Genomic DNA, 24524 nt, shown 5'->3' on the forward strand with positions numbered 1-24524 from the left:
TCGCCTCCTATCTGATATCCATCCGCATGAACCGCACATAGGCACATCCCAGAAAGAGTGCCGGGAAGGCAAGGAGTGCGATGATGTTCTGGATAATCTTTCCGAAAACATCGGTATCCTCAAGTTCATAGTCATCACTCGCCCTGAACGAAATGGATGACATCATTGCTGCATAATCCGGTATCAGCAGGTTGTATGAAACTGTTTGCAGGTTCTGTGTCGGAGAGATCAGGGTGACGATGTCGGTCACCGATTGGCGTTTCTTCCAGTATTCATCAAATTCCTGTTCGTATTCTTTCCATATCGGGTCGGGTTCTTCGATTGCCTTCTCTCCCGTTTCCGTTGCGGATGACACCGCTACGACGCTGAATGCTCCGTCAGAGATAAACGCGTCCTGGGGGTATTCCGGGGGGTCGCCAATGATCATATTCATCACCGACCCGTTGATGAGCATGGGCAGGCTCATGAGGGCGACAAAGACGATGAGGGTGTAAACAAGGGCCTTGCCACTATCGCTTGCGATGGTGGACATAAACAGCGAGAGCGCGAAGTACGAGAGGATCATCAGGAATACCGCTCCGCCGTAGACGAGGATCTTTGCAAGTTCATCACCGGCGGGGACGATTCCCGCGATGAGCAGGATGGCAAAGGTGGCGATGAACGTAATAGCGAGCGCGATGGCAAGTGCCATCAGGCCCCCGAGTGCCTTTCCGTTTATCACTTCATCGCGGTAAACAGGGTGCGAGAGCAGGATCTTCAGGGATTTCGTCTCTTTTTCCTTTGAGATCAGGTCAAATCCCATTGCAATCCCGAGGACGGCACCAAGCGTGACGATAAGTGAGCTGACACCGAGATAGATGGTCACGATGGAGGGTTTGCCCCATCCGAATCCGCCAGGGTATATCTCATCGTCTGCAACCGACTGACGGTCATTGTAGTCCTGGAGGTTTTGTGCATACTCTGCGACCCCGCTTGCCATGCCGATGATCGTGATGATCAGGAATATCCCGAATATCAGCAGGAATTTTTTGCTTTTGAAGTGATCGCGCAGTTCTTTTTGCGCGATCACCGGTAATCCGTGTGACTTCATGCCTGTTCTTCTCCTGTGTTGTAATACGAGAGGACACTCTCCTCGATGGTTGCGCGGTCAAAGGAAAGCTGGCGGATCATCACACCTTCATCCCGGAGGGTCTCTGCAATTGCATCCCTGATGTCGGAGCGAGCGGTGATGACGGCTTCACGGTTGTCATTGGTGTATTCCGCCGCAATCAGATCGGGATGGCTGAATTTGGGCATGGCATCGCGGGTTTCGACCAGGATCTTCACCTGTTCGAGCCGGGTTGCATCAAAAGTCTGGGTCAGTTCTTTCCACGTGCCCCGTGCCACCAGCCTTCCCTGGGACAATACGCCGATGGAAGAGCAGACCAGACTGACTTCTGAGAGGATGTGGGACGAGACGAGTATGGTCTTTCCGTCTACCGCCATCTGTTTGATTATTTTACGGTAATCAGCGACTCCTTGGGGATCCAGGTTTGCTGTTGGTTCGTCCAGGATGATTACGGCCGGGTCATTCAGGAGTGCCTTGGCAATTCCAAGGCGCTGACGCATGCCTTTTGAGTAGCCCCCGACCAGTTTCTCCACGCCGTCGAGGTTCACGAGCGACAGCAGTTCATCGATGCGGGAATTCCGTGCGGCGGCGTCCATGCCATAGAGACGGGCGAAAAAGTCGAGGTTTTCTCCGGCGGTGAGGTTTGTGTAGAAGCCGACGTCTTCCGGCATATAGCCGATGCGGTGCTTCACCTCGATGGGGTTTTTTGCAACCTCGATGCCGTCTATCAGGCATCTTCCCGCCGTCGGTTCGATAAGGCCCGTGAGCATCAGGATGGTGGTGCTTTTCCCGGCGCCATTTGGTCCCAGGAGGCCGAATATCTCGCCGTCCGGGATCTCAAAGGTGAGATCATCGACGGCATAGACACCGTTATATGCTTTTGAGAGGTGGTCAAAGGTGATCATGGTTTCACTATCCCGGTAGAGGAATGCAGAAATATGGTCTGCGAATGGTTATTAGAGTTGTCGCACAGTTGTGAACATATCGGAAATAGTAAATGATTGTTCGATAACAACGATATCCAGGACGAATGTCTGGGTATCCTGTTTTGGGTTCGGGGGGCGTCACGAAGGAGAGGGGAGCGCCCTCTCCGGGGAAAGGAGGACCACGGGATTAGCTGGTGGGAGACGGGACTGGTATATTGGATGGCAGATTCAGAGAGAGGAATGGGGAGGTACGAATGTTCGGCGGGGCCGGTTAGGAAGACGATTGTGCCATATTATTCATATCTGTTACCATCAAACGTAGTGCAATGACGCATCGGGTTTTCATCCTATTTCTGATGATGATAGTACTGGTCCTTCCTGCCGGTGCTGCCGGGGACCGGAATGACCTGAATTACCATGCCGATGCGGACAATGTGCCGGTGATATACATCACTGATACCGGAGAATATACCTCTTCTCTGACATTCATCCCCCTGATCAAAGCACAGCCGTATGTCAGGGCTGAAGATCATGATGAATGGGATGGTGACGATGTTATTACCCTGATTGCCCTTGACTCCGACGATCTTCGTTACCTGTATGCGAACGAAGCATTGTTCGCCTATGACGGCAGTGATGGTGACCGTGGCGCGTTTATTATAAAAAATGAAGAAAATGGCTATGAAGCGCTTGTATCTGGCGGCAGTGGCGGTGGCTCCGGGTATCCTGAGGATGTTCGCGGTTCTGAGATGGAGGTTTGCTGCGCAGAGACGAAGCAAAAAGAGGTTTATCTCCCGGACCTGCTCCAGGGGGTTCTGTTTTCGGTGACCGATCTCTGGATGTCTTTTAACAATCCGCCGTACTATCTGGTAGATCTGGGTCAGAAGCCGGTCGAGCCCATGGATTTTTCGCCGGCCAATAATTTTGTGTCATCCGGCAGCACGGATCATCACTTTCAGCTGTATGTTCCCCGGGAAAAACGCCATCTCTGGGTCGATCTCACATGGGCCGGACCCGAGACGGGGTATCAGCTGACCATATATCCGCCTGACTCCGTCATCGGACCGTTTGAAGATGCTGCCGACGGGGAGATAAATCAACGCATCTATCTGGATATCTCTGCGTCGCCGCAGCTGACTCCCGGGATGTGGTATTACACCGTGACCAACCTGAACGGCGGAAACAGCAACTTTAATTTCACGAATTATTACTGATGGGGAGAGCGGAATGAAGAGGGTCTGGTATCTGGTAATGGTCATTGCGATCCTCGGCCTCTGTATGACGGGGGCCTCTGCGAACCACTATGTTGTGCAGTCGGGCTACGATCACCCGGCTGAAGGGACGATGGTCTCCCCGCAGCCCGTCTCGTTCTGGGAGCTGCCCCTCTGGATCATTCTTCTCCAGTGTGCCTGTCTGCCAGCAGAGATCTTTGGAGTGGTACAATGGTGGGGGCTCCTTGGTCTCTACCAGATACGCGGAGACGATCTGCTCGCAAATGAGACCCGCCGGAAGATCTACGACTGCATCCGGAAAAACCCGGGGATCCATCTGCGGGGCATCGGAAAAGAGACCGATATTACGCTGGGTACCCTTCGCTATCACATCGACCAACTGCGGCGCAGCCACGCCATTGCAGTATGTGAAGACCGGGGCTATACGCACTACTTTGAGAACAGCGGTACCTATTCCACCTCGCAACAGGCGGTACTGAAGCATATGCGGAATGAAACGACGCGGGAGATTCTTGCGGTTCTTGCCGAAGATCGGTTTGCCTCGAGAAAAGATATTGCCGAATCGCTCGGGATTGCCGGTTCCACCGTGACCTGGCATATGAAGCGTCTGGAAGATGACGGGGTGATCGATGTCCGCACGGAAGGACGGTTTGTGTCATACATCATCCGCGATGATGCCGAATCCGTGATCCGGGATTGCCGGTATCTTTCGGGTTGAAAACCCGTGTAATCTTCGCGGCGTCCGCGGGTTTTCTATTATATGTAAATTGGGCTTTTGACAGAAGCCGGCACTATCGCCGGAACCCCTCAGATCTCCATCCGGTGTTCACCCACAATATCACGGAAGAGCTCTTCTTCATCCCGCACCGTGCAGCGGTTCGCAAAATACCGGTTGATATTCTTGATGTCCCGCACAAGAAACGCAATCGCCTTTGGGTGGTTGGGGGTCACTGCCTGTCCGATGTCGATGATGATCGGGTGCTCTCCATCCCAGAGAATATTGAACTCCGAGAGGTCAGCGTGGACGAGTTCCGCCTCATTAAAGAGGGTTTTCATCGCGGCAGTAATTTCGTCATAGACCGCCTGGTAGTCATCCGGCCGGGAGAGACGCAGCTGGGGATAGGCGACCTCATCTTCGCCCATGAACTCCATTAAAAGGATATTGCGGTCAAAGTGTACCGGACGGGGCACCCGGATGCCTGCGTCATGGGCACGGGCCAGATTGGAATACTCCTTTTTGGTCCAGGCGAATATCAGGTCCTTTTTGGCCCGTTTCACCGAGGAGAAACGAGGGTCACCGACAATATACTCGCTCATCGACCGGAAGTTTGCCGACTGGATTCGGTATATTTTGATGGCAATCGGCATCTCCTCACCAACGCCATAGAAGACGTTTGCCTCCTTTCCGGTGGAGATGGGGCCGCCGATCTCCTGGATCTTCTTCTTATGCACCAGCCGGTAGAGGGAGAGGAGGGTGATGTCATCGAAGACATTCTCTGATACCTTCATTTGGTCGGCGTCGCGTATTCGAACTCCCATCCGCTCGGTTTCGCGGTCAAAACGTTCGATGAGTGCGTCTCTCTTTCCCATGGTCTGTGCTCTCCCGATTAATTGTATCAATTTATTCTGTGAGAATCTGCTCACTCGCTGTTCATGAACGCCCGGGCATCTGCAAGCGCCTCGATGAGTCCCGCGGAAACAGCGCCTTTCAGGTCAGCCGGGTGGATGTTCCCTGCGCCATATGCCGCTTCCATCTCCTCGTATGAGGCATAGGTGACGTCGCCGCCGAACTTCTCCGGGCGGTGCAGGGTGACCGTCCCGAGGCGGGGGAAGACATGGTACTTCAGTGTCTGGAGTACCGGGTTTTCCTCGATCTCCGGGGGGCAGAAGGCCTTCTTCATCTTCTTTGTGATGGTCTCTTCTGAGTCTGCGACCGAGATATAGTTCCCGGAAGAGGAAGCCATCTTCTTGCCATCCAGACCGTTAAGGATAGGGGTGTGGATGCACAAGGGTGCCTTAATCCCGATGGACGGGAGGTGTTCACGGGCGAGCATATGGATCTTGCGCTGGTCAATACCGCCGACTGCCGCATCTACATTGAGACGGGCGATATCAACCATCTGCATGATGGGGTAGACCATCTGGGAGACGGTCGGGTTCTCCATCTGGCGTCCGACCTCGTTCATCGAGCGTGTGGCCCGGTTGAGCGTGATGCGCTGGGAGAGCATCAGTACATCGAGCTGATACTCGGGGGAAAGCTGGAAGTCACTGCCCATCACGAACTCTGCGTCCGTGAGACCGACAGCCTCGAAACAGCGGCGGTTATAGTCCGCAAGTTCCCTGACCTCTTCCATGGTGCCCTTGCGGTTCAGATATGCGTGGAGGTCTGCAAGGAGCACAACGACCTCGAACCCTGCGTTCTGCAGGTCAATCAGTTTATTGATGGTAACAAGGTGGCCAAGATGAATCTCGCCGGACGGTTCATATCCTGCGTAAACCCGTTTTTTGTCCTGTGAAAGGACGGAACGGAGTTCTTCATCGGTCACGACTTCTACCGTATTTCGCGTTGCTAGCGCGTATGAGTCCATTAGTAATACTGGGCGCGGAAATGCATTAAGGGTTGCTTCGGCAGTACGGTGGGTGATGCAGGTGCGTGCAGCCCAATAGTCTTCAGGTGGGACGAAGGGGATGATATTATTGTTCGAAGGGAGATGAATATGTATGTCTCTCAATGACCGCTCTATAGGTGCTGAGTTATCAGGTGTTGAGAGGGAACTTGCCTGCAATCCGCAATATGAGGATGTTGGTTTTGTGAAATATTACCGCAATGACCCGCGGTATTTCTATCTGCATCCATCCCCGTTTCTGAAGAGCGGATTCCCGGTGCTGTACTGTGCCGACCCGGACGTCATGCCACAGGGACCGCCCCCCGAACACCGGTTCGTGGAGGTGAGGGTCGTTGATGAAGTGAGAAAGCCACTGGATTCCCGTGGGGAGGAGTGGCTGACGATAAAAGACATCGGCGGATGGAAAGAGTTTGATGTCGCCCGTCTTGCCCGGCAGCGCAAGATCATGGACTATCAGGAGGTGATTGAGTATTTCACCTACCCGTATGACGGCGAAGCGGAGAGCATCGAGGAGATAGCCGGCTGCTCGGCGCTCTTTTCCTTCTCTTCCCCGGCCGCTCACGATGAATCCGGCGGGATACGGTCGGCCGTCTTTGGGAAAAAATACCACTGGGACCTCTTCCGCCGCCCATTTGACCTAATCCCGGCGGAATTTCGGCGGGTCAATTCCTATTACTATTACAAATTCTCACAAACCGAAGGATGGATGACAAAGACGGATGGGGAAGTCAACCTCGCCGTCCTCCGGCCCCAGCAGCTGGTCACGGATATTCCTGTTGCGATGGACAAAGAATCGGTGAAATCCCTCTCCGCCGAATTTCGTGGCATTCTCAAAGAGGAGTCCGCCATCGTCCGCGGCCAGTTAATCGACGGCCTTCTCATCACACCACAGTCCACGGATGCCATTGAAAAGGAGATGCAGGAGGCTGCCTATGCACTGCGCTCGGAGTACCTGACCGCCGGCCAGCGGCCCTTCCGCCAGAACATCTCGGGTGCCATCCCGCACCTCGCGGCGTCGTATGCCCGCCTGCAGTCGAACGACACCATCCACAAAGACGGCATCCGGTATGTGATGGACCTCTGGCTCACGATGATGAAGAAGACTGAACGGATTCAGTCCTCCCCCCTGAAGGTGAAAGACGCGTTCTCGCTCACGGGGGATGCCCGTGTGCTGTATTATCGCCTGTACGATGTATTTGGGGCCGACTCCCCGATTCCCTACAAAGAGGCCCTCCGGACCGCCCGCATGGACCCCGTGGACTTCCGGCTTTCCTGTGAATCGCTGGAAGAACGGGGCTATTGTCTCATGGGCACGAACGCCCTGACGCTTCTCGAACCGTATGGGAAGGGGTGATAGGTGGCAGTGTGGTATAACCCCCTGACTGTAATGCCTTCTGTACTATTTCGTTCTCATCAACCCCTTCGCCCGCACGGCTGCGCCGTGTTCATCCTGCCCCTTCCCCCTCTGGGGGAGGCAATCAGTGTGATAGGGGGGGTTGTACGGGCCGGTGAACAAAACTTTGAACGAATCACGATTTTCCCTGTCTCACCCGTACACTACGCATCACTCTGCATGAGCCCACTCCTTGTGTGAAGTCCTCCCTGACTGTTGAAACCATGCATTGCACAATTGGTGATGCTCAATTCTTAGATACCTCATCCCGTCTCTCCCCAATTTTCCCGCTAATGCCGGACATATTCTTAAATGCCTTGAAAGAAATCAACACGCCATGCAAGAAAGGAATGGGGTGTCCTTTTGCATACCGTTGGGGGTGCTTTTCTTTGTCATGGTGCTCTGCGTGCCGGCGGCTGCCGTCATTGTGGAGCTCACGGAGGGGAATCTGACGGACACCCGGTATGAGGGGGATCTGGTTGAGTATACCATCGCCGTGAGCGGCGTCCCGAAACAGGCGCAGTATATCGAGATGAACACGGATGTAACACCCGTCCCGGACGTGCCGCTCTGGCAGCCGGAGAGAGACGGCGTGACGGTCACCGGCGGGGACGAAGCACTCAATGACCATACCATCACGCTCGAAACCGATGAAACAGGAGCGTTCACAGAGCCCGTCATGGTCACCGTCACCGGCAGGGCGCCGGTCCTGACCACGGTCACCGTGACAGACGGCGTGGTGGTCACGAAGCGCAATACCCAGACCACCGGGTATGTCTACTACCGCATCGAGGCCCGCGATGAGAACCGCGACCTCATCGGGAGCGGAACGACCAGGACGTTCTCTGTCCTCGTCCCGGACGAAGAGGCCTTCCGGGCCCGCCTGGACGCAGTCGGCGACCCGGAGCTGCGCTATCTTATAGACGATCTCTACTCGCGGGGGCTCCGCGACGAGGCGGGTGACCTGCTTGTCTATGCCGAGACTCCCGAAGAGCCTGTTGTCTCCGTCACGACGGCCGTTCTTCTGGGCGTGGTGCTGCTCATCGTCGGGTTTGCCGGCGGCATGGTCTTCGGGAAGATTCGTGCGAAAAACATCCAGGAATTTCAGAGAGAATATGGGGGGAATGAATAACAATGGCCCATGATGACATCATCGAAGGGAAGGCCTTCCAGATGCCCGACGAACTGACCGTTGTCGCCATCGGGGGGTGCGGAAAGAAGCTCGTATCACATCTCTACGAGCATGAATGGTTCTTTCGCCATTATCTGGCGGATGGAAAACGGCTCACGCTCTACACGATAGACACCGACTCGAACCAACGGGCGGACGACATCGCCCGCACCGAACGAGTGCGGGGAACGGTCGCCCGGCTGCAGCAGACACAGACCGGGATGGGGGGCACCGTGAAGTGCTCCCACTATCACCTGCCCGACCTCGCGAACGTCGAGCGGGTCTCTTCGCTTACCGCACAGGATATTGCCCGCCAGATCAAGACCCGGCGGGAGCGCCCGCTCGTGGACGTCTGGTGGATGAACGACCCCGATTACGGGTTCGACTACGCGATGCTCAAGAAAATCGACAAGAACATCGTCGACGACTTCGGCGGCGGGGTGCACCGTAGGCGTGCCATCTCGAAGGCGGTCTTCTACAAGGCGATCACCCAGGGCGGCGAGCAGTTCCCGTCGTTCCAGGGCCACGGCCCCGTCGCCTTAATCATCGGCCTTGGGGGCGGGACCGGGTCGGGGATGTTCATCGATCTCGCCCGCTACATCAAAGAGAAACGCGGGCAGGAGTCAAAGATCTGGCTCTTTGTGGTCCTCCCCGCCGCAAGCGAGGGGGAAAAGGAGCAGCTCAACGCCGCCATTGCCCTCTCGGAGATTGAATACCTCAACATGAAGGACGACAAGCTCTTCAACTACATCATCGTCTCATCCCTCTCCCCGACGGGCTACGTGGACGGCGGGGACCGCAAGCAGGAGGTAGTCGAGTTCGACGCGGCGTTCCCGTATCTCTTCATCAACTCCTTTTACCTGCCGACAGCAGACATCTCCGCCATCGTCGATGCCAAGAAGGACTATTCCGGCTTCATCTTCGCCGATTCGCATGTAATAGAGTATCCGGTCGAGACACTCCGGTCCCTGAAGACGGGGTTCGATACCGTCATCGACCTCCTTGCGGAGAACGCACAGCACCGGACACGAATCCAGAAGGAGGTCTCCGACTTCCTCGCGACGAATGCCTCCCTCTACCCGGAGGAGTTCGCCAAGGCGGACACAGAGATCACCCACGACGATGTGAACCTCTACCGCCGGGAGATCGAACGGATAAAAAAGGTCTGGGAGAACGAGATCACCGACCTCCTCAACTTCCGGACGCAGTCCATCATCGAGTCCGCGGTCATAAACAACATGCCTGAAGAGCTCCGCGACATCACCGTCGTGAAGGACTTTGACGGTCTCGCGGAGTATGTCTCGCGCCTGCGGACGTCCCTTGAAAACGAGTCAAAACCGCATGAAAACGCAAAGGACCAGGAACTCTACGACGTCGTCAAGACCCATCTCCGGCTCCTCGAAGAACAGGCGGCTCTCCGGAAACAGACGCTCTCCGTAAGTGAGACGCCCGCACGGGTGGCCCTTGCCGCTGTCCTCCGCGGGGAAGAGAACTTCGGGAAAATAACGGGTGATATCACGGCCCGGCGTGCCACACTCAAGGCGGGCATCAGCGAGGCGGATACCCGGGTGCAGAAGAAGCGCACCGACCGCGATTCGATCACGGCAGATCAGACCACCATGCTCGACCGCATCCGTGCCGAGGTAAACGCCCTTGCAAAACCGGTCGATGACTATGTGTCCCTCGGGCAGGGCGGCGAAGCCGGGACGGAGACTGTCGAAGGGGCGGAACGGGCGTTTCTCGAGACCTTCTCGGCGCTCCTCCTTGCCATGCAGGAGAACCTGAACCGGGCGGAGAAGAAATCCCCCAAACCTGTCAAGCGCGATGCGTGGCTCGCATCGCTCCCGCTCAAAGACATTCGCAATGCTATCGACCGGCTGGAGACGGCGACGGGCAGCGACTTCTCGTACCTCTCCGACCTTGCCGAATCGGTCGCGCTCTATGACTACAACGAGTACATGCTCCGGGTCGCCAAGAAGCAGGGCATCGGCGACAGCATTCTCGGGCGTAAACTCGACGCCGGCATTTACCGCAGCGAGAAGGCGACAAAAGAGGAGCGTATCCGCAAAATTGCTCAGCTCCATCCCGGAAAGATCGCGATTCACGACCCCTTCGAGGTCACCGTGCAGGACCGGTTCCTGAGCCGCGAGATGGACACCCGTCTGCGCTCGCTGCGGGAGGCGACCATCGCCCCGCTCGTATCGGAGTTCAATCTTGATTCCGAAGAGAGGGCAAGGCTCATCGGTGCGTTTGCAGGCAGCGATACGGCGGCGATTCTCACGAGTGTCCGGGAAACCCTCACGGAGATCATCAACAGACGGGAAGGCTATCCCGCCAAGATCGCCGCTGTTACCGATGAAATCGATCAGCTCATCCTCTCACAGAAGCGGATGCAGCAGCAGGTCGAGTTCCTCCAGAAGACCGATGACCTCGTGAGCGCCACCTTCGATCCACGAAAGAAAGTCACGGCGGGAGTGGAGGCATACGAGGCAGGTCTGCGGGCCATCGATGAGCGGCGCCGGAGCGGTACCGCCACTGTCGAGGGGATGTACCGCACCTGGTTCGGGGAGATTAACCCGACCATTCTCTCCCTCCTGAAAGACGATTCAGACCTCTCGGTCCTTGACTACGACGATGACGGCCGCTCTGAGATCGAAAAGCTCTACCAGATTGTCCAGTGGAAATACAAGGAGCTCGTCGATGCCCACAAGCTCGGGCTCTCCAACATCTCCATCGGCTACGGCAGCGGCGGGACCGAGCGCTGGAGCTTCGACAAGGCGGCCCTCGTCGCCGCCTCGCCCTCGCGGTGGCTCTCGCAGCTCATCGACAACAAGGCAGGCGACTTCCGACGCACGCTCGTGAAGTCACTTGACTTAAAGGGCGTCGACAGCGCGAAGGTGAACGCTCACACCTACACCCGGCCCTGGGAGATATCGCTCACCTTCTATGCCGCAGCAGGATTCCTCGACAACATCTCGCCCCTGACCACCGGCGGGGGCTACTGGGAGAAGTACGTGAAAGCGCAGGACAACATCCTTCACCACGCCCTCTACCTGCACGAGGGGCGGTACGTGGTCCGGGACCACACGCTCCTTTTGACCGACGCGGCCGAGATCGCCGACCTCGAATCCGGCGACCGTGACCAGGTGGCGGCGGCAAAAGAACGGGTACTTGCGCTCTATAGCATCAGGGATATTAAAGAGGCCCTTGGGGAATGATCATCAACACGCAGCGGCGGCGGACCTACCTCCTCGTGGCCCTTCCCATCAGCCTGCTCGTTGCCTGGGTCTTCACCGCGGTCGCCCCGGTCTTCAAGATTCACCCACCCTCTTTTGCCCTCACGGTGGCTGTCGAGTTCCTCTGCGGGCTCTTTCTGGCGGTTGCCGTGGGGATGATCTTCAACGAGGATTCCCGGATAAATGGCATTGTCTATGCGGGCATCTTCGCAGCACTGCCGGTCTTCTACGTGATGACGTCCCCGTGGGCGAACGTGGATCTCCTCACCCTCACCTACACGGCGGGCATCGTCTGCGGTGGGGCGTTCGTCATCCGGGTGGTCACGACCAACCGCTACGACCACCTGGCCCGTGGCGCAAAGGGCCTTTTCACCATCTTCTTCGCCCTCATCATCGGGTTTCTCGCGTACGAGATGTACATCTCCGCCTTCACCCCGGATGCGACGGTGAGCGAGGCGTATGCGGCGCAGTACATCTTCTTTTTCGGGACGGGAATCGTGCTCTCGGTGGTCCTGTACTGGCTTACCATCCGGATCACCGTCGGGGTGCGGGCCTCGGAGATATTCATCTTCGGCCCCCGGTCGTCGGGGAAGACCTACTTCGTCCTCGGCCTCTGGAGCTACATTTCCCAGCACTTCGAGAAGGGCCACTCGAACGAAGGGGTGGTTCTCTCGGGAGACCCAACGGACACGGGCGACGACCTGCGGATATCGAATATGTACGCGAAGATCCTCGATGGCAAGATCCTCTCGCGCACCTACCGGTACCAGATGGTGATGTACCAGCTGACGGGAATGAAGTACGGCATTATCCCGGTCAAGTGGACGGTGGTGGACTATGCCGGCGAATACTACGACGAACTGAACGAGGAGACCTTCCGCCGGGCGGTTGCCCTCATCGGCGAATGGACCGGCATCCCAACAGCAGACATCCGGCGTCGTGCGGGAACGATTGAGTTCGTCCGGTTCATCCGGGAGACCTATCCGGAGGCGCTCACCGACCCCGCCTTCACGAGGAGTGTCATCATCACGACGATGTACGGCAACTTCCTCCGGGCGGGCAAGGTGATCTTCCTCATCGACGGCGAGAAGGTAACGGACGACCGGAAGGGGCATGCCCAGCTTGCGCGGGAGTTCGGGGGCTACATGAAGACCCTTATCGACCTCGAAGGGGGGCGTTATCTGGGCCTCTTCCGGCCGAACAAGAAGTTCGCGCTCGTCGTCACGAAAGCGGATCTCGTCTGCTGGAAGAACCGGGAGATCCGCAATCTGCTCCGTACCATGAACGTGGCCAAACTCTCCGAAGTCCCGGAGACCTCAAAGGAGGCCCTGACCATCGAGACACGGCTCTACGAGATCCTCGGCACGAACCAGGTCTTCCGGAACCTTGTCAATATGATGAACGACATCTCGATGTACTTCGTGGCGGTATCGGTCGATGCAACGGCGGAACCCTTCCCCACGGAGGAGGGGTTCGAGGAGGAGATCTGGCCGGCGTCGCTTGCGCCGTGGCGGTTTACGGAGATATTCCGGTTCGGCCTGTAGGCCGCCGGAGGGGGGAGAGAAATGCACGACGCATACGGTATATTTACACCGGACGGCGAAGCACTGGGAGGAACCCTTACAGACGAGTACGCCCTCCGGCTCGCTGAACGGCTCGACGAAAGTTCGGCGTCGCTTTATATCAGCACGAAACACGGCGTCCTTCTGATGGGCACCGCGGTGAACGTCCAGAAACAGGGGCGGCGGCCCGACACGGTGATTTATCTCGAACGGACCGTCTGGGAGGGCGGGCCGGTGCCGGCGGTCGATCGCTCGGCCGTACATGCCTTCTTTGAACGCGTCGAACGGCGTCTCGCGGCGATGGAGTACGCCCTGCGGGACGTGGGCCCGGAGATCGGGGCGGGGGCAGGCCTGGTGGGGGCCCGCACGACCGACTATGCCCTCGGGCGGCTCCTTCTGGGGCGGCCCGTCGTCTGTACCGCAGGCATCCCCTCCCGGTCGTATGCCTTCTTTTTCGCGGTTCTGAACGCACTGCAGCCCCTTCTCTCCACCGGATTCACTTTTGTCATCGCGAAACGTATCGTCCCCGATATCGACCTCGTGGTGGCGGAGACTGCCGCCGGGCGGGTGCAGGTAGACCTTGCCACGGAAACGGTGACGAACGATGCCTGGGAGGAGATGTACCGCGACATCGGGCGCTTCTCCCGCAACCCGGTTCTCCGGCAGATTCTCGCAGGGGCGTCGTCCCACCCCGCCCTCACGGGAAGCCTCCTTGCCGAGTACACCCATGCAAACCGCGTTCCCCCGGGCGGAAAGAACCGTTTTGCGGCATTTCTTGCAGAAGAGGGCATTCCCCGTGCCCCGAAACCACCGGAGGGAGGCACCCCCGGCATCGCCCGGCCGCCCGAAGAACGACCGGCCCGACCGGATGAGGCCGATTATGCGAAACCGCCTCCCCGGCCGGCGGCAGACCGGCTGGAGCAGGAGTATGCGGTGCATATGGAACAAAAGCGGACGGCCCGGCGGCGCCTTGCAATCGGGGTGGGGGTGGTGCTTGTTCTTATGGTGGCCATCCTTGTGCTTTTTCTCGTTTCGCCGGGACTCCTTCCTCTGCCCCTGAATGGCACCCCCGCTCCGCACATCACCCCGTCGGCGCCGATCACGCCGGAGCAGGCGACTGTTCTCATAACGCGGCTGAACACGACGCCGGGGAATATCCCCGCAGACCTGCAGGGGGTGGGGAGTGCGTACGATATCACGGTCGCGGCGCCGCAGAACGTGACGCTGGAGCTGACAGCAGACATCTCAACGGAGCGATTCTACAGCCTGATGCGCTACAACGCATCCGGGGCAATCTGGGAGCCGGTCGAAACCCCGCTCGTCGTCACGAACAAAACGGTTGTTGCATCTATCCCCACGTCGGGCATCTATCGCGTCTTCACCAACCGGACCCCCCCGCAGCCGCAGGGGTAGCGGTGGGGACAGCGGTCCGGACGGGAGAACAGGGGAGGTGTCTTGCATGAAATCGGATCCTGCGCCACTCTGTGTTCTTGTGATAATTATCTGCCTTACGCTCCTTGTGACCGTCTATCCGGCGGCGGCGCAGGTCCGGGGGACGATTGCGGTCTCATCCGAACCGGAGGGGGCGTCCATCTTCCTGAACGACGAAGACCTCGGTCTGCAGACGAACACGTTCATCGAGGATGTCTTCCCCGGCATTCACTACATCCGGCTGGAACTGCCGGGCTACCGTACGTGGGAGACATTCTTCGAGGTGGACGAGGGGAAAGTAACCTACATCAGCCACGAGATGGAGCCGATCGTCGGTGGCCCCTTCTCGGTGGCGACGACACCGCCGGGTGCAGCGGTCTATATCGACGGCACGTTCATGGGGACCTCCGATACCGTTCTCTATGATCTCCCGGCAGGACAGCACCGTATCCTGCTCACCCTCGACGGCTACGCTGACTATGCAGCGACGATCACCATCCCGGAGGATATGGCTCAGTCGCTCGTCCATACATTTGAACCACCTTCATCGACGGGACGGATCACCGTCTCATCCGCCCCAACGAATGCCGCCATATATTTGGGCGGCGTGTACCAGGGTACCACCCCGCTGACGCTCGACGAGGTACAGCCGGGGACCTATCCAATCGTTCTGACCCGGACAGGGTACGAGAACTGGACGGGCAGCGTGGAAGTGGCGGCTGGCCGGATATCCGAAATATCTGCTGTCCTCGTACGGTCCCCGGTCCTCCTCGCGGTTGCAAGCATCCCCCCCGGTGCGGAGGTCTTTGTTGACGGCACCCTTCGCGGCACCACCCCGCTCTCCATCTCCATCGAACAGGGCATGCACACCGTCAGAATCGAGAAATTCGGCTATGAACCGCAGGAAGAGACGGTTGACGCCGGTCCCGACGGCGTATCTGTCTCCGTCCCGCTCGTCTCGACGGTGCCGCAGGCGCTTGACGCTGCTGAAGAGGCAATCCGGCAAAACGAGGCGTATGGCCCGGACAGGGCCGTGGCCGCCATCAAATCCGCATATCTCCAATACGAGGTGGGCGACGCGGAAGGGGCGGTCCGGTATGCGGCAGACGCAGTCGCCCTCGCAGAAGACGTGGACCGGGACGGTGTCACCAATGCCCGTGACATCAGTCCCCGCCTGCACAACGCCGTGATCTATGTGTTGCCGGTGTTGCTCTGCATCCTCGCAGCGGCCCTCTTCGTCCGTGATGTTGCTCTCCACCGGGTGCTCCCCGTTCTGGGCGTCGACCTGCCCGCGACCGTCAGGGAGGATGATATGCTTGCCCGGGCCGGGATCACAGCGGACGCCGCCGGCGGGCCGTACCGGGGATTCGTCTGCACCGTTACAATAGACGGGGCCACGGTGGAGCACTTCACGATCCCGGGGCGGTACCGGGTGATGCTCGGCGGCCGGGGGCGGGGCGTTCACCGGCTCCGGGTGCACCTGCAGGTGGTGCAGGAGCGCTACGGAACGGTGGAGCGTTCAGAGGAATGGTCATTCATCGTCGAACCGGCGGAGCGGGCGGCTGGCGGCGGGGGAGAGATCATCGATGCGGAAGAGCCCGTGGGGGATCTGGCAGCTCTCTATGAGGAGGAACGCGATGATGGCGGGACCAAAGCCGAAGCAGGGACGTAGGGGATGGGGGCGACAGAAGAAGACCTGCCGGAAGGTTCGTCCGGCTCTCCGGCAGAAGGACTTTGCTGACGGTACGAATACTGGCGGGAGTGCTCAGGCAGTTGCGTGCCGGTAAAAAAGGATATGAGAATTATATCGCACTGAACCCGAGCGCCTCGTTCGTCATCTTTATGGACTCTTCAGCGGTGTCTGCCGCCTTCATCATCGCACGGATGGCGTCCACATTCTCGACGACTACATCCGCTTCCTGGTGGATGGCCTGGAAGAGATAGAGTTCATTATTCGTACCGACAGAGACTGAGTCCTCGTAGACACAGGACTCCCAGAGGTCACCACGGGGGCGGTTCATATCGGACGCCAGCTCCCGGAGTTCAGCAGTTGATGTGATCCCGGAAGCACCTTTTACGATACCGATTCTCGGGTGCTTACGAATGAGATCGAGGACGCCATCGCGGGATGCCTCGCGGGCAAGCTCCATCCGGATCACATGCATATGCATGAAGGTGGTTGGCACGATCATCGCGGTTGTCACGATATCGATGGTGGGGAGCACGGTGTTTACATCTGGACCGTGATGTGATGGGATGGTGACCGGATTGAGGACGATCGCGTCCACTGGCCCTTTTTTGATACCGCCGGGGTCAGATCCGCGGCGCACCATCGTTGAAAAGACGGATTTTACCCCATACGCCTCGTCAGCGAGATGGATAATACGGCACAGACCGGTTGTGTTGCATGAGACCACGCGGACAAAGTCCGCGCCATAGGCGTCTTCGTAATTGCAGGATGAATTAAACGAGATACCCGCCACCTCATGCTTCTCTCCGCCCTGCCAGATAGCCTTTACATTGAAGAGTTCATAGATTGCTTTATTTGCCTTTCCCACCCCGCCGGGGGTGGCGTCCACGACAATATCGCACTTCTTGAGCATCTCCTCCACATCGCCTGCGACGGCAATGCCAGCCTGCTCAAAGACTGGTTTTTTCTCGATATCTGCGATATATAGGGGATATCCCCGCTCGTTTGCGATATACGCCTCACCGGATGGCCGAGTCTTTGAGACTCCGACAACTTCCATGTCCGGCTGGGCGGCCACCGCATCTGCCACACGTTTGCCAATAGTTCCGTATCCGTTAATTGCCACTTTGATCATAACTGCACACCTTCAGATGGTACTCGCGGTGTCGGCCCTCCTATTCGTTCCGGCAAGAAATACCGGCACCGTTCAGTCCCTCTCACCTGATTATTCAATTGATACAGTGGGAATACAATAAAAGGGTTCTCTTTGAATGAGCCATATGGGTGCATGGCAATAATAATATTGAAATGTCGTGTGGTCCTAGTAATGCTCTGATTTGGCGGGAGTGTGAGAATGGAACAGAAATTCTTTCTGCAATGCCGTGAACAGACGGTGTTCATCTCAGCACATCTTCAGAAATGATCCGCGACTCCGCCTTGTCGCTGGTTCATTGATCTGACATGGGGGGAACCTGTTAGAGTGTACTATGGTGTCATCTCAGGCGATGGTGCAAAAATACATAATACCATGCGCATCTGAAGGGAAGAAATATTAAACTCGTGGTGAAAGGAGGCATGAGACAATGGGTGGAGATCTTGACCGTGAATATGCAATCTGGGTAACCCAGGATGAACTTGGCAAAAAAAAGGAGATTCATCTCGAAGGAAGCATAGTCACCTTTGTGGTTCCTACACATATTGATGGGCATGTGGTCCTTCGCCTGAAAGGCCTCGGCTATCGTCGTGGGTCAGAGAAGGGCAACCTGCTTGTCAGAATCAATCTCATGGAAGAGAGCCGCAGCGCAGAGTGGTCATCGTTCCGCCGTGACCGACAGCGGACCTCGGGTGGCGGTTTTGGACCATTTTCATGGATGCAGTCTCCGCGGGATTATGAGGAAGGTACTACAGGGCCGGCCGGTCCCTTTGCACAGAAAGAGGCGGTACAGGACCCGATGCAGATGCGGCGGGCAGGTTATCTCATCATTGGTGCGGGTCTGATACTGATCTCCGGTGGATTCCTGGGAATTCTGCCCATATCTGCCTGGGTAGGCAGTGTTATTGTTGTGGGTGGTATTATTGTGGCGTTCTTTGCCTGAATATTCTGTTAACTCTTGAAATTCGTGAAGTAATTGTCAATATATCCCTGTTTTTGTATCCGGTTGCGTTCTTTCTGGTCACGGATGAGGTGCAGCCCTGTTGTCTGGACGGCGGGGCAGAAGGCGAAGGGTACTTCATCTGCATGGTCACGCACCGGGCAGTAGAAAATCGCCCGTCTTCCTTTCAAAGTTCACCATCATCAGGCGCAGACTCTCCTGTGGATATTCCCTTACATGGCCAGCGAGAAGAGAAATAAGTGCTTCCTTATCCCGGGCCACAGCTGCTTTTCTCCAGAATGTCCGGACCCGGAAGAGGTTCTCATGAAATTCCGGGCGCACCTCCCAGGACGGAGTGGTGGTCCGACAGGCCCCTGATGCGGTATCAACGATACAATCAATCTTCGGCTGATAGGTGCGCTCCCCAGTTCTGCTGTCACCGGATGCCCATCTTCGTATCCGTGAGAAAATCCCTGGCATATCGTCTATTCTGCATCGGGCGTCATGAGTGCTTTGTTTCCGGTAGGATGGTTCATTCGTCGTGACCGGAAAGGGAAGCAGGAGGCAACGCTCATATCACATGATATCAGAGAGGTTATTCATGTCTGTTGAGATTGACGTTCCATTTACTCCTGATCCCTCCTTCCGGTCATACCTGATCGTCGTGACCGCATTGAGTATGCTGGTTCCCGTGTTCTTCTTTGGATTCATGGCTGTTGTCATGATGGAAGACGGCGGCGTCGCCCTTGCAGTGATGGCAGGGATTTTTCTGGTGCTGGCTCTCGCGGGAGGCATCTGGGCCTACCTCTTTTACGATACCGTACGCTACCTGCTGACAACAACGGAAATGACCTGGGGTCGGGGGATTCTCTGGAAACAGACGGGTATTGTTCCCTACAACCGGATCACGAACGTTGATATTATCCAGGGGCCCCTGATGCGGCTCTTTGGCATCTCCAACCTGCGGATTCAGACCGCCGGGTACTCGGCAAACCAGCTTGCAGAGATCAAACTCCAGGGCATTCGTGACCCCGAACCTCTCCGTGGCGTTATCATGGACTTTGTACGTTCCGGTTACCCGGTAGCGGCGGTCACCGGAGCGGAGATGCCTGCAGGCCCTGCGTCTACTGTTCCTCTACCATCCGGAGGAATGGCGGCAGATGCGGCAGTACTGCAGGAGCTTCGTGATATTGAAGCTGTTTTGAAGAGAATTGAAGAGAAGATGCAGTAAGGGTGCGCATCCTCTCTGTATTTTTTTGACGTATTTTTTCCTGCCCTCCCTTGTCATAACTCCCCGTTATTCCCACATGGCTTCTCATCCCTCTCCGGGGCGAACAAACGGGGTGTTCCGGTTGGGTGGTAGCGGCGCGAAAGGGAGAATACTATTAACGAGGGGCAGACAACCATTCTCATAATGAGTATGAATGTGAGAGGACTACTGCTGTTCTGCATGGCCCTGTTCCTGATGTGTGGGGCTGCTACAGCCATTCAGCCGCCTGATCTAAACCAAACGGTTGTGATTGATGGTGCAAAAGAGATTGCAGCCTTCATCGAATCTCCTGCTGCCACCGGATATATTGCAGCCGGTGCCACGGACAAAGGCCCCTCCCTCTGGTATGTTTCAGAAAACGGCACTGTCACCGGCAATATGACGCTCTCTCTTGGGAATGCTTCTGTAATCCAGTATGTCCAGGAGGATCAGAACGGCTACACAGTCTTTACCGACACGCATGACTTTTTCGGGGTCAGTTTGGAGGGGGAGACGCTTTGGACGTGGCATGTGCCCTACGGTGAGGTGGCATCGGTGGACGCGGCCCCCGGAGGTGGCATCATTGCGACTACAAACTATCTCCATCCGATTGTCTACCGGCTGGGCGCAGACGGAACCCCTCTCTGGAACCAGACATATGCTGATGCTTCAGGCGCCGGTATTGCACGGTTCCAGTCGGTGAAAGCCGTCAACGATGGTTTTATTATTGCCGGCTATGCCACCCCGATCATTGCATCCACAGACCCCGCGGGGCTCGTAATGTATCTGGACGATAACGGCACAGTGGTCTGGGAAGAACGGTATGGCGATGATGGTATCGGCTATGTCGTGAATATTAATCCGCTCCCCAACGGGGGATATATTGCTCCAGCTCTCACCACGTCAGATGAGGCCGCCGTTCTCATTCTCAATGAGACGGGGAAAGCAGTTGAGGTATTCTCCTATCCCAAACGTACAGAAATGGTCTATTACGCAGAGGTGGCTCCCGGCGGCGGCTACTATCTGCTGGGTTATGATGCCGATCTGGTGAACGGGAAACCCCGTTATCTGGTGCTGGGTGTTTCGTCGGAGGGGGGAGAGGAATGGATGCACTGGTTTGGCGACACTGGCATTCGGGCATTTGTTCCTGTGGATGACGGGTTTATTGCTGCCGGAGGGAACGGAGAGGTCTCTTTCTTCACATTCAATGAATCGGGGAAGGAGACAGATCTTTCCGACGCGTGGATGTTCATCTTCGTCATTCTTGCAGGATTCGGCGCTGGCTACCTCATATATCGGCGGCACTAAGCCCCCTTTGTTTTATTTTTTGCAGATGTTCCTGCGGGCTATTGTTATGCAATGTCTACTGTTTTTTCGGAACAGATAACAGACTATCGTTGACGCTTATGGTGTTTTTCTTCATTTATTTCTGAATTCTCGATGTGTTTCGAAATTTTCGTTCTTCTAACCTGTTGGCATCCATGGAAGGCTTTTTGAAGGATTGGGGGAGAGGTTATATATACTCTATTGTATCTGTATGAGCCCGGTGGATGTTGGTTTCCTTGTGCTTCATACAGATATTGATCAGTAATCTAAGTGATTTCCATGTCTTTACAATTAATAGAAGATGCACTGCGGCGTGCGCTGGAAGGGGATTTTACTGCCTCCCTCGATCAGGCTGCAGCAGACCCTGAGATGCAGGAACTGGCAGGGCTCGTGGATAATGCCATCGGAAAGATGAAGAAGTCAGTTGAGTACCAGGAGATGCTCCGGGGAGTGGATGAATTCATTGCAAACTACCCATATCCCTTGGCCATCTATGGTGCAGACGGTGCCTGCCTGATGCTCAATGACCATTACTGTACTTTATTCCGTGATTCCTGTGATGCGTTGATGAAAAAGTCATTTTCAGACTTTGATATCACTATTCTTGGCGGAGATAGTTTGTTTGCCTCTCATGACACCAAGAAGAACTCAGAGACTGAACTGATGGTCGCATGGGATGACGGGAGCGAAAACTACCTCAAGCTCTTCCAGGTACCCATCAGCGATGGTGAGGGCGATATTAGTGTGGTCTATCACATATATTTTGATCAGACCGAGATTGTCAAAGAGCAAAAAGAGCTGCACAAACTGCAGAAGCGTGCGGACGCATTCCTCCTGGAGAACCCGCAGGGTATCACCATGCTTGCGGCAGATAAGCATCGCCTCGACCTGAACGAGGAGTATCAGCGTATCTGGCGGGGCGGGTATGACGAGCTGATGGCGAAGAAACTCTACGACTTTAATATCAACATCGTCGGCGGTGACGATTTCTATGCCTCATACGAGACAAAGAAGAAAGCGATCACCGACATGGAGATCGATTGGGATAACGGGGAAAAATCCTATCTGCGCCTCTTCCAGACACCGATTCTCGATGATGATGGTGAAATTGACGTCAATTATTACATTTATCAGGACCTCACCGAGCACCATGAGGAGATGGAGGAGATTAAAACCCTGCAGAGACGTGCGGATGCATTCCTGCAGCAGAATCCGCAGGGTATCACTGTGCTTGCGGCAGACAAGCACCGCCTTGACCTGAATAAGGAATATGAGCGGATCTGGCGCGGCGGCTATGAAGAGCTGATGGCAAAGAAGCTCTATGACTTCAATATCAATATCGTCGGTGGCGACGACTTCTATGCTTCATACGAAACGAAGAGAAAGGCCATCACCGATATGGAGATATCTTGGGAGAATGGAGAGAATTCATACCTGCGGCTCTTCCAGACGCCGATTCTCGATGAGAACGGTGAAATTGACGTTAACTACTATATCTACCAAGACCTCACCCCGGAACGCACGCTCTCGCAGTTCCTTGATGAGGAGATTGAACGGCAGGAGGCGAATCTCGACCGCCTCGCCCGTGGAGATTCACGTGGACTTGACCTGACCGTCGGGGTGACAAACCAGTATACTGCTGAGGCGGGCGCTCTTTTCGAAGACATGAATCACCATCTTGTAGCCGTACAGAAGTCAATTAAAGAAATGGTCGATGACTTCGTTGCCACCATGCACGCAATGCAGGGTGGAGACAGCACCGCACGGGCACATCCGGACCAGTTCGAAGGTTTTTATATGGTTCTTATGAAAGGGCTCAATGATATCCTGGATACAATATTTTCCCCGGTGAATGAATCGTATCGTGTCGTGAAGGCATATGCAGACAAGGACTTTTCGAGGCGGTTCTCTGCATCTATGGATGTCAAGGGTGATTTCCTCAAACTGAAGACCGCCATCGACAATGTGGGAGTCAATATGGGCAACGCCCTGAGTGATGTGAAAATTGCAGTCGACAACGTTGACGCCAACATGGCGGACGCCTCCCGCGGCGTCGAGGAGATCGCAAAGGCGATGGAGGATGTGGCCGTCTCGAGTCAGCAGTCCTCCGAGGCCTTCCGCCGGCAGCTGGAGGCGGTCGAAGTCGTCGCACGGGAGATTTCAGACCTCTCCGCATCCATCGAGGAAATAGCCTCCACCTCGCAGGAGGTCAAGGAGCAGGCGGATCACGTCTCCCGGATGGGTAACGAGGCCTCCACTCTCGGTCGTGAGGCAAACGACAAGATGAACGCAGTCGAGAAAATCGCCGAGGAGAGTGTCACCCAGATTGAGCAGCTCAACCAGAAGATGGCGGAGATCTCCAAGATCGTGAAACTCATCAATGACATTTCCAGCCAGACGAATCTCCTCGCCCTGAACGCCGCCATCGAGGCCGCACGGGCGGGAGAACACGGCCGTGGGTTTGCGGTCGTCGCAGGCGAGGTACGCAACCTCGCTGCCGAGTCCAAGGCGGCGACGGACTCCATCGAGGAGCTCATCGAGGGCATCCAGCGAGATTCGAACACCACCGCCGCGTCCATGAAGTCCGCCTACGCCGAGATCGAGAGCAGTCTCGAGAGTGTCCACCAGGCGATAACGTCCCTCAATGGGATTGTCTCGGGTGCACATGAGGCCTCCGAAGGTATCCGCGAGATTGCCCGGGCCACCGACGATCAGGCGAACGCCACGAACCGCGTCATGGAGAAGATGGAGGAGACAACCACGCTCACCAAGGAGAATATGTCCCGTATCGACGATGTTGCAGCAGTCACCGAAGAAGTGGCGGCATCGACAGAGGAGGTCGGAAGCGGCACTTACGAAGTAACACGGATGACCGAGAAACTGCGGGCAATGGTCGAAGTCTTCCGTACTGAGTGAGAGGAGGCAGCGAATGTCAAAGCTCACGGATGTCGTGGAATTCAGGATTGCGAACGGGTATTATGCAATCGATGTCCAGATTGCACGGGAGATCGTCGAAATGATGGCGATCACCCCCATTCCCCGGGCACCGGACTATATTACCGGAGTGATCAATCTCAGGGGAGAGGTGACAAACATCATCAATCTCAGCAGGTTGATCGGACTGCCCGAATCGGAAGCATCTGATTCCCAGAAGATCATCGTTCTCATGCCTGACGCATCGCAGGGATCAAATGTCGGCATCATTGTCGATGATGTCAACAGTGTGATGCAGGTGGAGGAAAAGGATGTGGAGGCGCTTGGTGAAGGCCTTTCCAGTGATGTTACCGAGTATGTAAAGGGTATCATCAAGGTGAAAGAGGATGCCTCGGATGCGATGCGTCTGATTATCTGGGTGGATATGCATAAGGTGCTTTCCCAGATTATTGCCTGATTCTTTTATTTTTTTGTATTTCTTTCCGGAATGGCGTAATAAATACTTATATGAATGAATATGCTAAGATTGCACCGCTGATCATACCA

At 56.1% G+C, this 24524-nt stretch carries 21 protein-coding genes; 14 read left to right on the forward strand and 7 right to left on the reverse strand.

All coding sequences use genetic code 11. The features are described 5' to 3' along the window. Positions 1 to 7 precede the first annotated feature (7 nt). Entirely contained in the window at positions 8 to 1090 is a 1083-nt protein-coding gene (locus OU421_RS06285) for an ABC transporter permease (protein ID WP_268187769.1), read from the reverse strand. Next, positions 1087 to 2013 carry an ABC transporter ATP-binding protein gene (locus OU421_RS06290; RefSeq protein WP_268187770.1) on the reverse strand — a complete coding sequence of 309 codons (927 nt, stop codon included), beginning with the start codon at positions 2011 to 2013 and terminating at the stop codon, positions 1087 to 1089. Before OU421_RS06290 ends, OU421_RS06285 begins: the two co-directional genes overlap by 4 nt. A gap of 347 nt (positions 2014 to 2360) precedes the next feature. Between OU421_RS06290 and OU421_RS06295 the strand changes: the two genes are divergently transcribed. Continuing rightward, on the forward strand, positions 2361 to 3248 hold the full coding sequence (locus OU421_RS06295) for a hypothetical protein (protein ID WP_268187772.1): 888 nt from the start codon (positions 2361 to 2363) through the stop codon (positions 3246 to 3248). 13 nt (positions 3249 to 3261) lie between these two features. Continuing rightward, the gene (locus OU421_RS06300) at positions 3262 to 3984 is read left to right on the forward strand and encodes a winged helix-turn-helix transcriptional regulator (RefSeq protein WP_268187773.1); all 723 of its coding nucleotides are present in this window, start codon (positions 3262 to 3264) and stop codon (positions 3982 to 3984) included. A gap of 89 nt (positions 3985 to 4073) precedes the next feature. Here the strand turns inward: OU421_RS06300 and OU421_RS06305 are convergent, their stop codons facing one another. Both OU421_RS06305 and OU421_RS06310 read right to left on the reverse strand, forming a co-directional pair. After that, positions 4074 to 4856 carry a serine protein kinase RIO gene (locus OU421_RS06305; protein WP_268187774.1) on the reverse strand — a complete coding sequence of 261 codons (783 nt, stop codon included), beginning with the start codon at positions 4854 to 4856 and terminating at the stop codon, positions 4074 to 4076. A 50-nt stretch (positions 4857 to 4906) separates the two neighbouring features. Continuing rightward, positions 4907 to 5854: a tyrosine--tRNA ligase gene (locus OU421_RS06310; RefSeq protein ID WP_268187775.1), complete on the reverse strand. Its 948-nt coding sequence runs from the start codon at positions 5852 to 5854 to the stop codon at positions 4907 to 4909. A 133-nt stretch (positions 5855 to 5987) separates the two neighbouring features. Here OU421_RS06310 and OU421_RS06315 point away from each other — a divergent pair, with 133 nt between their 5' ends. The 7 genes from OU421_RS06315 to OU421_RS06345 all read left to right on the forward strand — a co-directional run bounded on the left by OU421_RS06315 (position 5988) and on the right by OU421_RS06345 (position 16473). Next, entirely contained in the window at positions 5988 to 7247 is a 1260-nt protein-coding gene (locus tag OU421_RS06315) for a hypothetical protein (RefSeq protein WP_268187776.1), read from the forward strand. A gap of 376 nt (positions 7248 to 7623) precedes the next feature. Continuing rightward, positions 7624 to 8418: a hypothetical protein gene (locus OU421_RS06320; RefSeq protein ID WP_268187777.1), complete on the forward strand. Its 795-nt coding sequence runs from the start codon at positions 7624 to 7626 to the stop codon at positions 8416 to 8418. Positions 8419 to 8420: 2 nt separating this feature from the next. Further along, positions 8421 to 11675, forward strand: coding sequence for a tubulin-like doman-containing protein (locus tag OU421_RS06325; RefSeq protein WP_268187778.1), 3255 nt, complete (start codon positions 8421 to 8423; stop codon positions 11673 to 11675). Continuing rightward, on the forward strand, positions 11672 to 13237 hold the full coding sequence (locus tag OU421_RS06330; RefSeq protein WP_268187779.1) for a hypothetical protein: 1566 nt from the start codon (positions 11672 to 11674) through the stop codon (positions 13235 to 13237). The genes OU421_RS06325 and OU421_RS06330 overlap by 4 nt, the downstream gene beginning before the upstream one ends. Positions 13238 to 13258: 21 nt before the next feature. Then, on the forward strand, positions 13259 to 14668 hold the full coding sequence (locus tag OU421_RS06335) for a hypothetical protein (protein WP_268187781.1): 1410 nt from the start codon (positions 13259 to 13261) through the stop codon (positions 14666 to 14668). Between the two features lie 46 nt (positions 14669 to 14714). Next, positions 14715 to 16358 carry a PEGA domain-containing protein gene (locus tag OU421_RS06340; RefSeq protein ID WP_268187782.1) on the forward strand — a complete coding sequence of 548 codons (1644 nt, stop codon included), beginning with the start codon at positions 14715 to 14717 and terminating at the stop codon, positions 16356 to 16358. Then, a complete protein-coding gene (locus OU421_RS06345) occupies positions 16324 to 16473 on the forward strand; it encodes a hypothetical protein (RefSeq protein WP_268187783.1) in 150 nt (49 codons plus the stop codon). The genes OU421_RS06340 and OU421_RS06345 overlap by 35 nt, the downstream gene beginning before the upstream one ends. A gap of 15 nt (positions 16474 to 16488) precedes the next feature. Here OU421_RS06345 and OU421_RS06350 read toward each other — a convergent pair whose 3' ends face one another. Further along, complete coding sequence (locus tag OU421_RS06350) at positions 16489 to 17511, reverse strand: type II glyceraldehyde-3-phosphate dehydrogenase (protein WP_268187784.1); 1023 nt, start codon at positions 17509 to 17511, stop codon at positions 16489 to 16491. A 448-nt stretch (positions 17512 to 17959) separates the two neighbouring features. Between OU421_RS06350 and OU421_RS06355 the strand changes: the two genes are divergently transcribed. Further along, a complete protein-coding gene (locus OU421_RS06355; RefSeq protein ID WP_268187785.1) occupies positions 17960 to 18472 on the forward strand; it encodes a hypothetical protein in 513 nt (170 codons plus the stop codon). A gap of 8 nt (positions 18473 to 18480) precedes the next feature. Here the strand turns inward: OU421_RS06355 and OU421_RS06360 are convergent, their stop codons facing one another. Continuing rightward, positions 18481 to 18660, reverse strand: a complete 180-nt coding sequence (locus OU421_RS06360) for a hypothetical protein (protein WP_268187786.1) — start codon at positions 18658 to 18660, stop codon at positions 18481 to 18483. Next, positions 18620 to 18949 (reverse strand): hypothetical protein, encoded by a 330-nt coding sequence (locus tag OU421_RS06365; protein ID WP_268187787.1) that lies wholly within the window; start codon positions 18947 to 18949, stop codon positions 18620 to 18622. Before OU421_RS06365 ends, OU421_RS06360 begins: the two co-directional genes overlap by 41 nt. Before the next feature lie 121 nt (positions 18950 to 19070). Between OU421_RS06365 and OU421_RS06370 the strand changes: the two genes are divergently transcribed. The 4 genes from OU421_RS06370 to OU421_RS06385 all read left to right on the forward strand — a co-directional run bounded on the left by OU421_RS06370 (position 19071) and on the right by OU421_RS06385 (position 24435). Continuing rightward, a complete protein-coding gene (locus OU421_RS06370) occupies positions 19071 to 19700 on the forward strand; it encodes a PH domain-containing protein (RefSeq protein ID WP_268187788.1) in 630 nt (209 codons plus the stop codon). Between the two features lie 183 nt (positions 19701 to 19883). Further along, a complete protein-coding gene (locus OU421_RS06375; RefSeq protein WP_268187789.1) occupies positions 19884 to 21026 on the forward strand; it encodes a hypothetical protein in 1143 nt (380 codons plus the stop codon). A gap of 297 nt (positions 21027 to 21323) precedes the next feature. Next, positions 21324 to 23960, forward strand: coding sequence for a methyl-accepting chemotaxis protein (locus OU421_RS06380; RefSeq protein ID WP_268187790.1), 2637 nt, complete (start codon positions 21324 to 21326; stop codon positions 23958 to 23960). Positions 23961 to 23973: 13 nt separating this feature from the next. Continuing rightward, the gene (locus OU421_RS06385) at positions 23974 to 24435 is read left to right on the forward strand and encodes a chemotaxis protein CheW (protein ID WP_268187791.1); all 462 of its coding nucleotides are present in this window, start codon (positions 23974 to 23976) and stop codon (positions 24433 to 24435) included. Positions 24436 to 24524: the final 89 nt, after the last annotated feature.

This window comes from Methanogenium organophilum (assembly GCF_026684035.1).
GTDB lineage: Archaea > Halobacteriota > Methanomicrobia > Methanomicrobiales > Methanomicrobiaceae > Methanogenium > Methanogenium organophilum.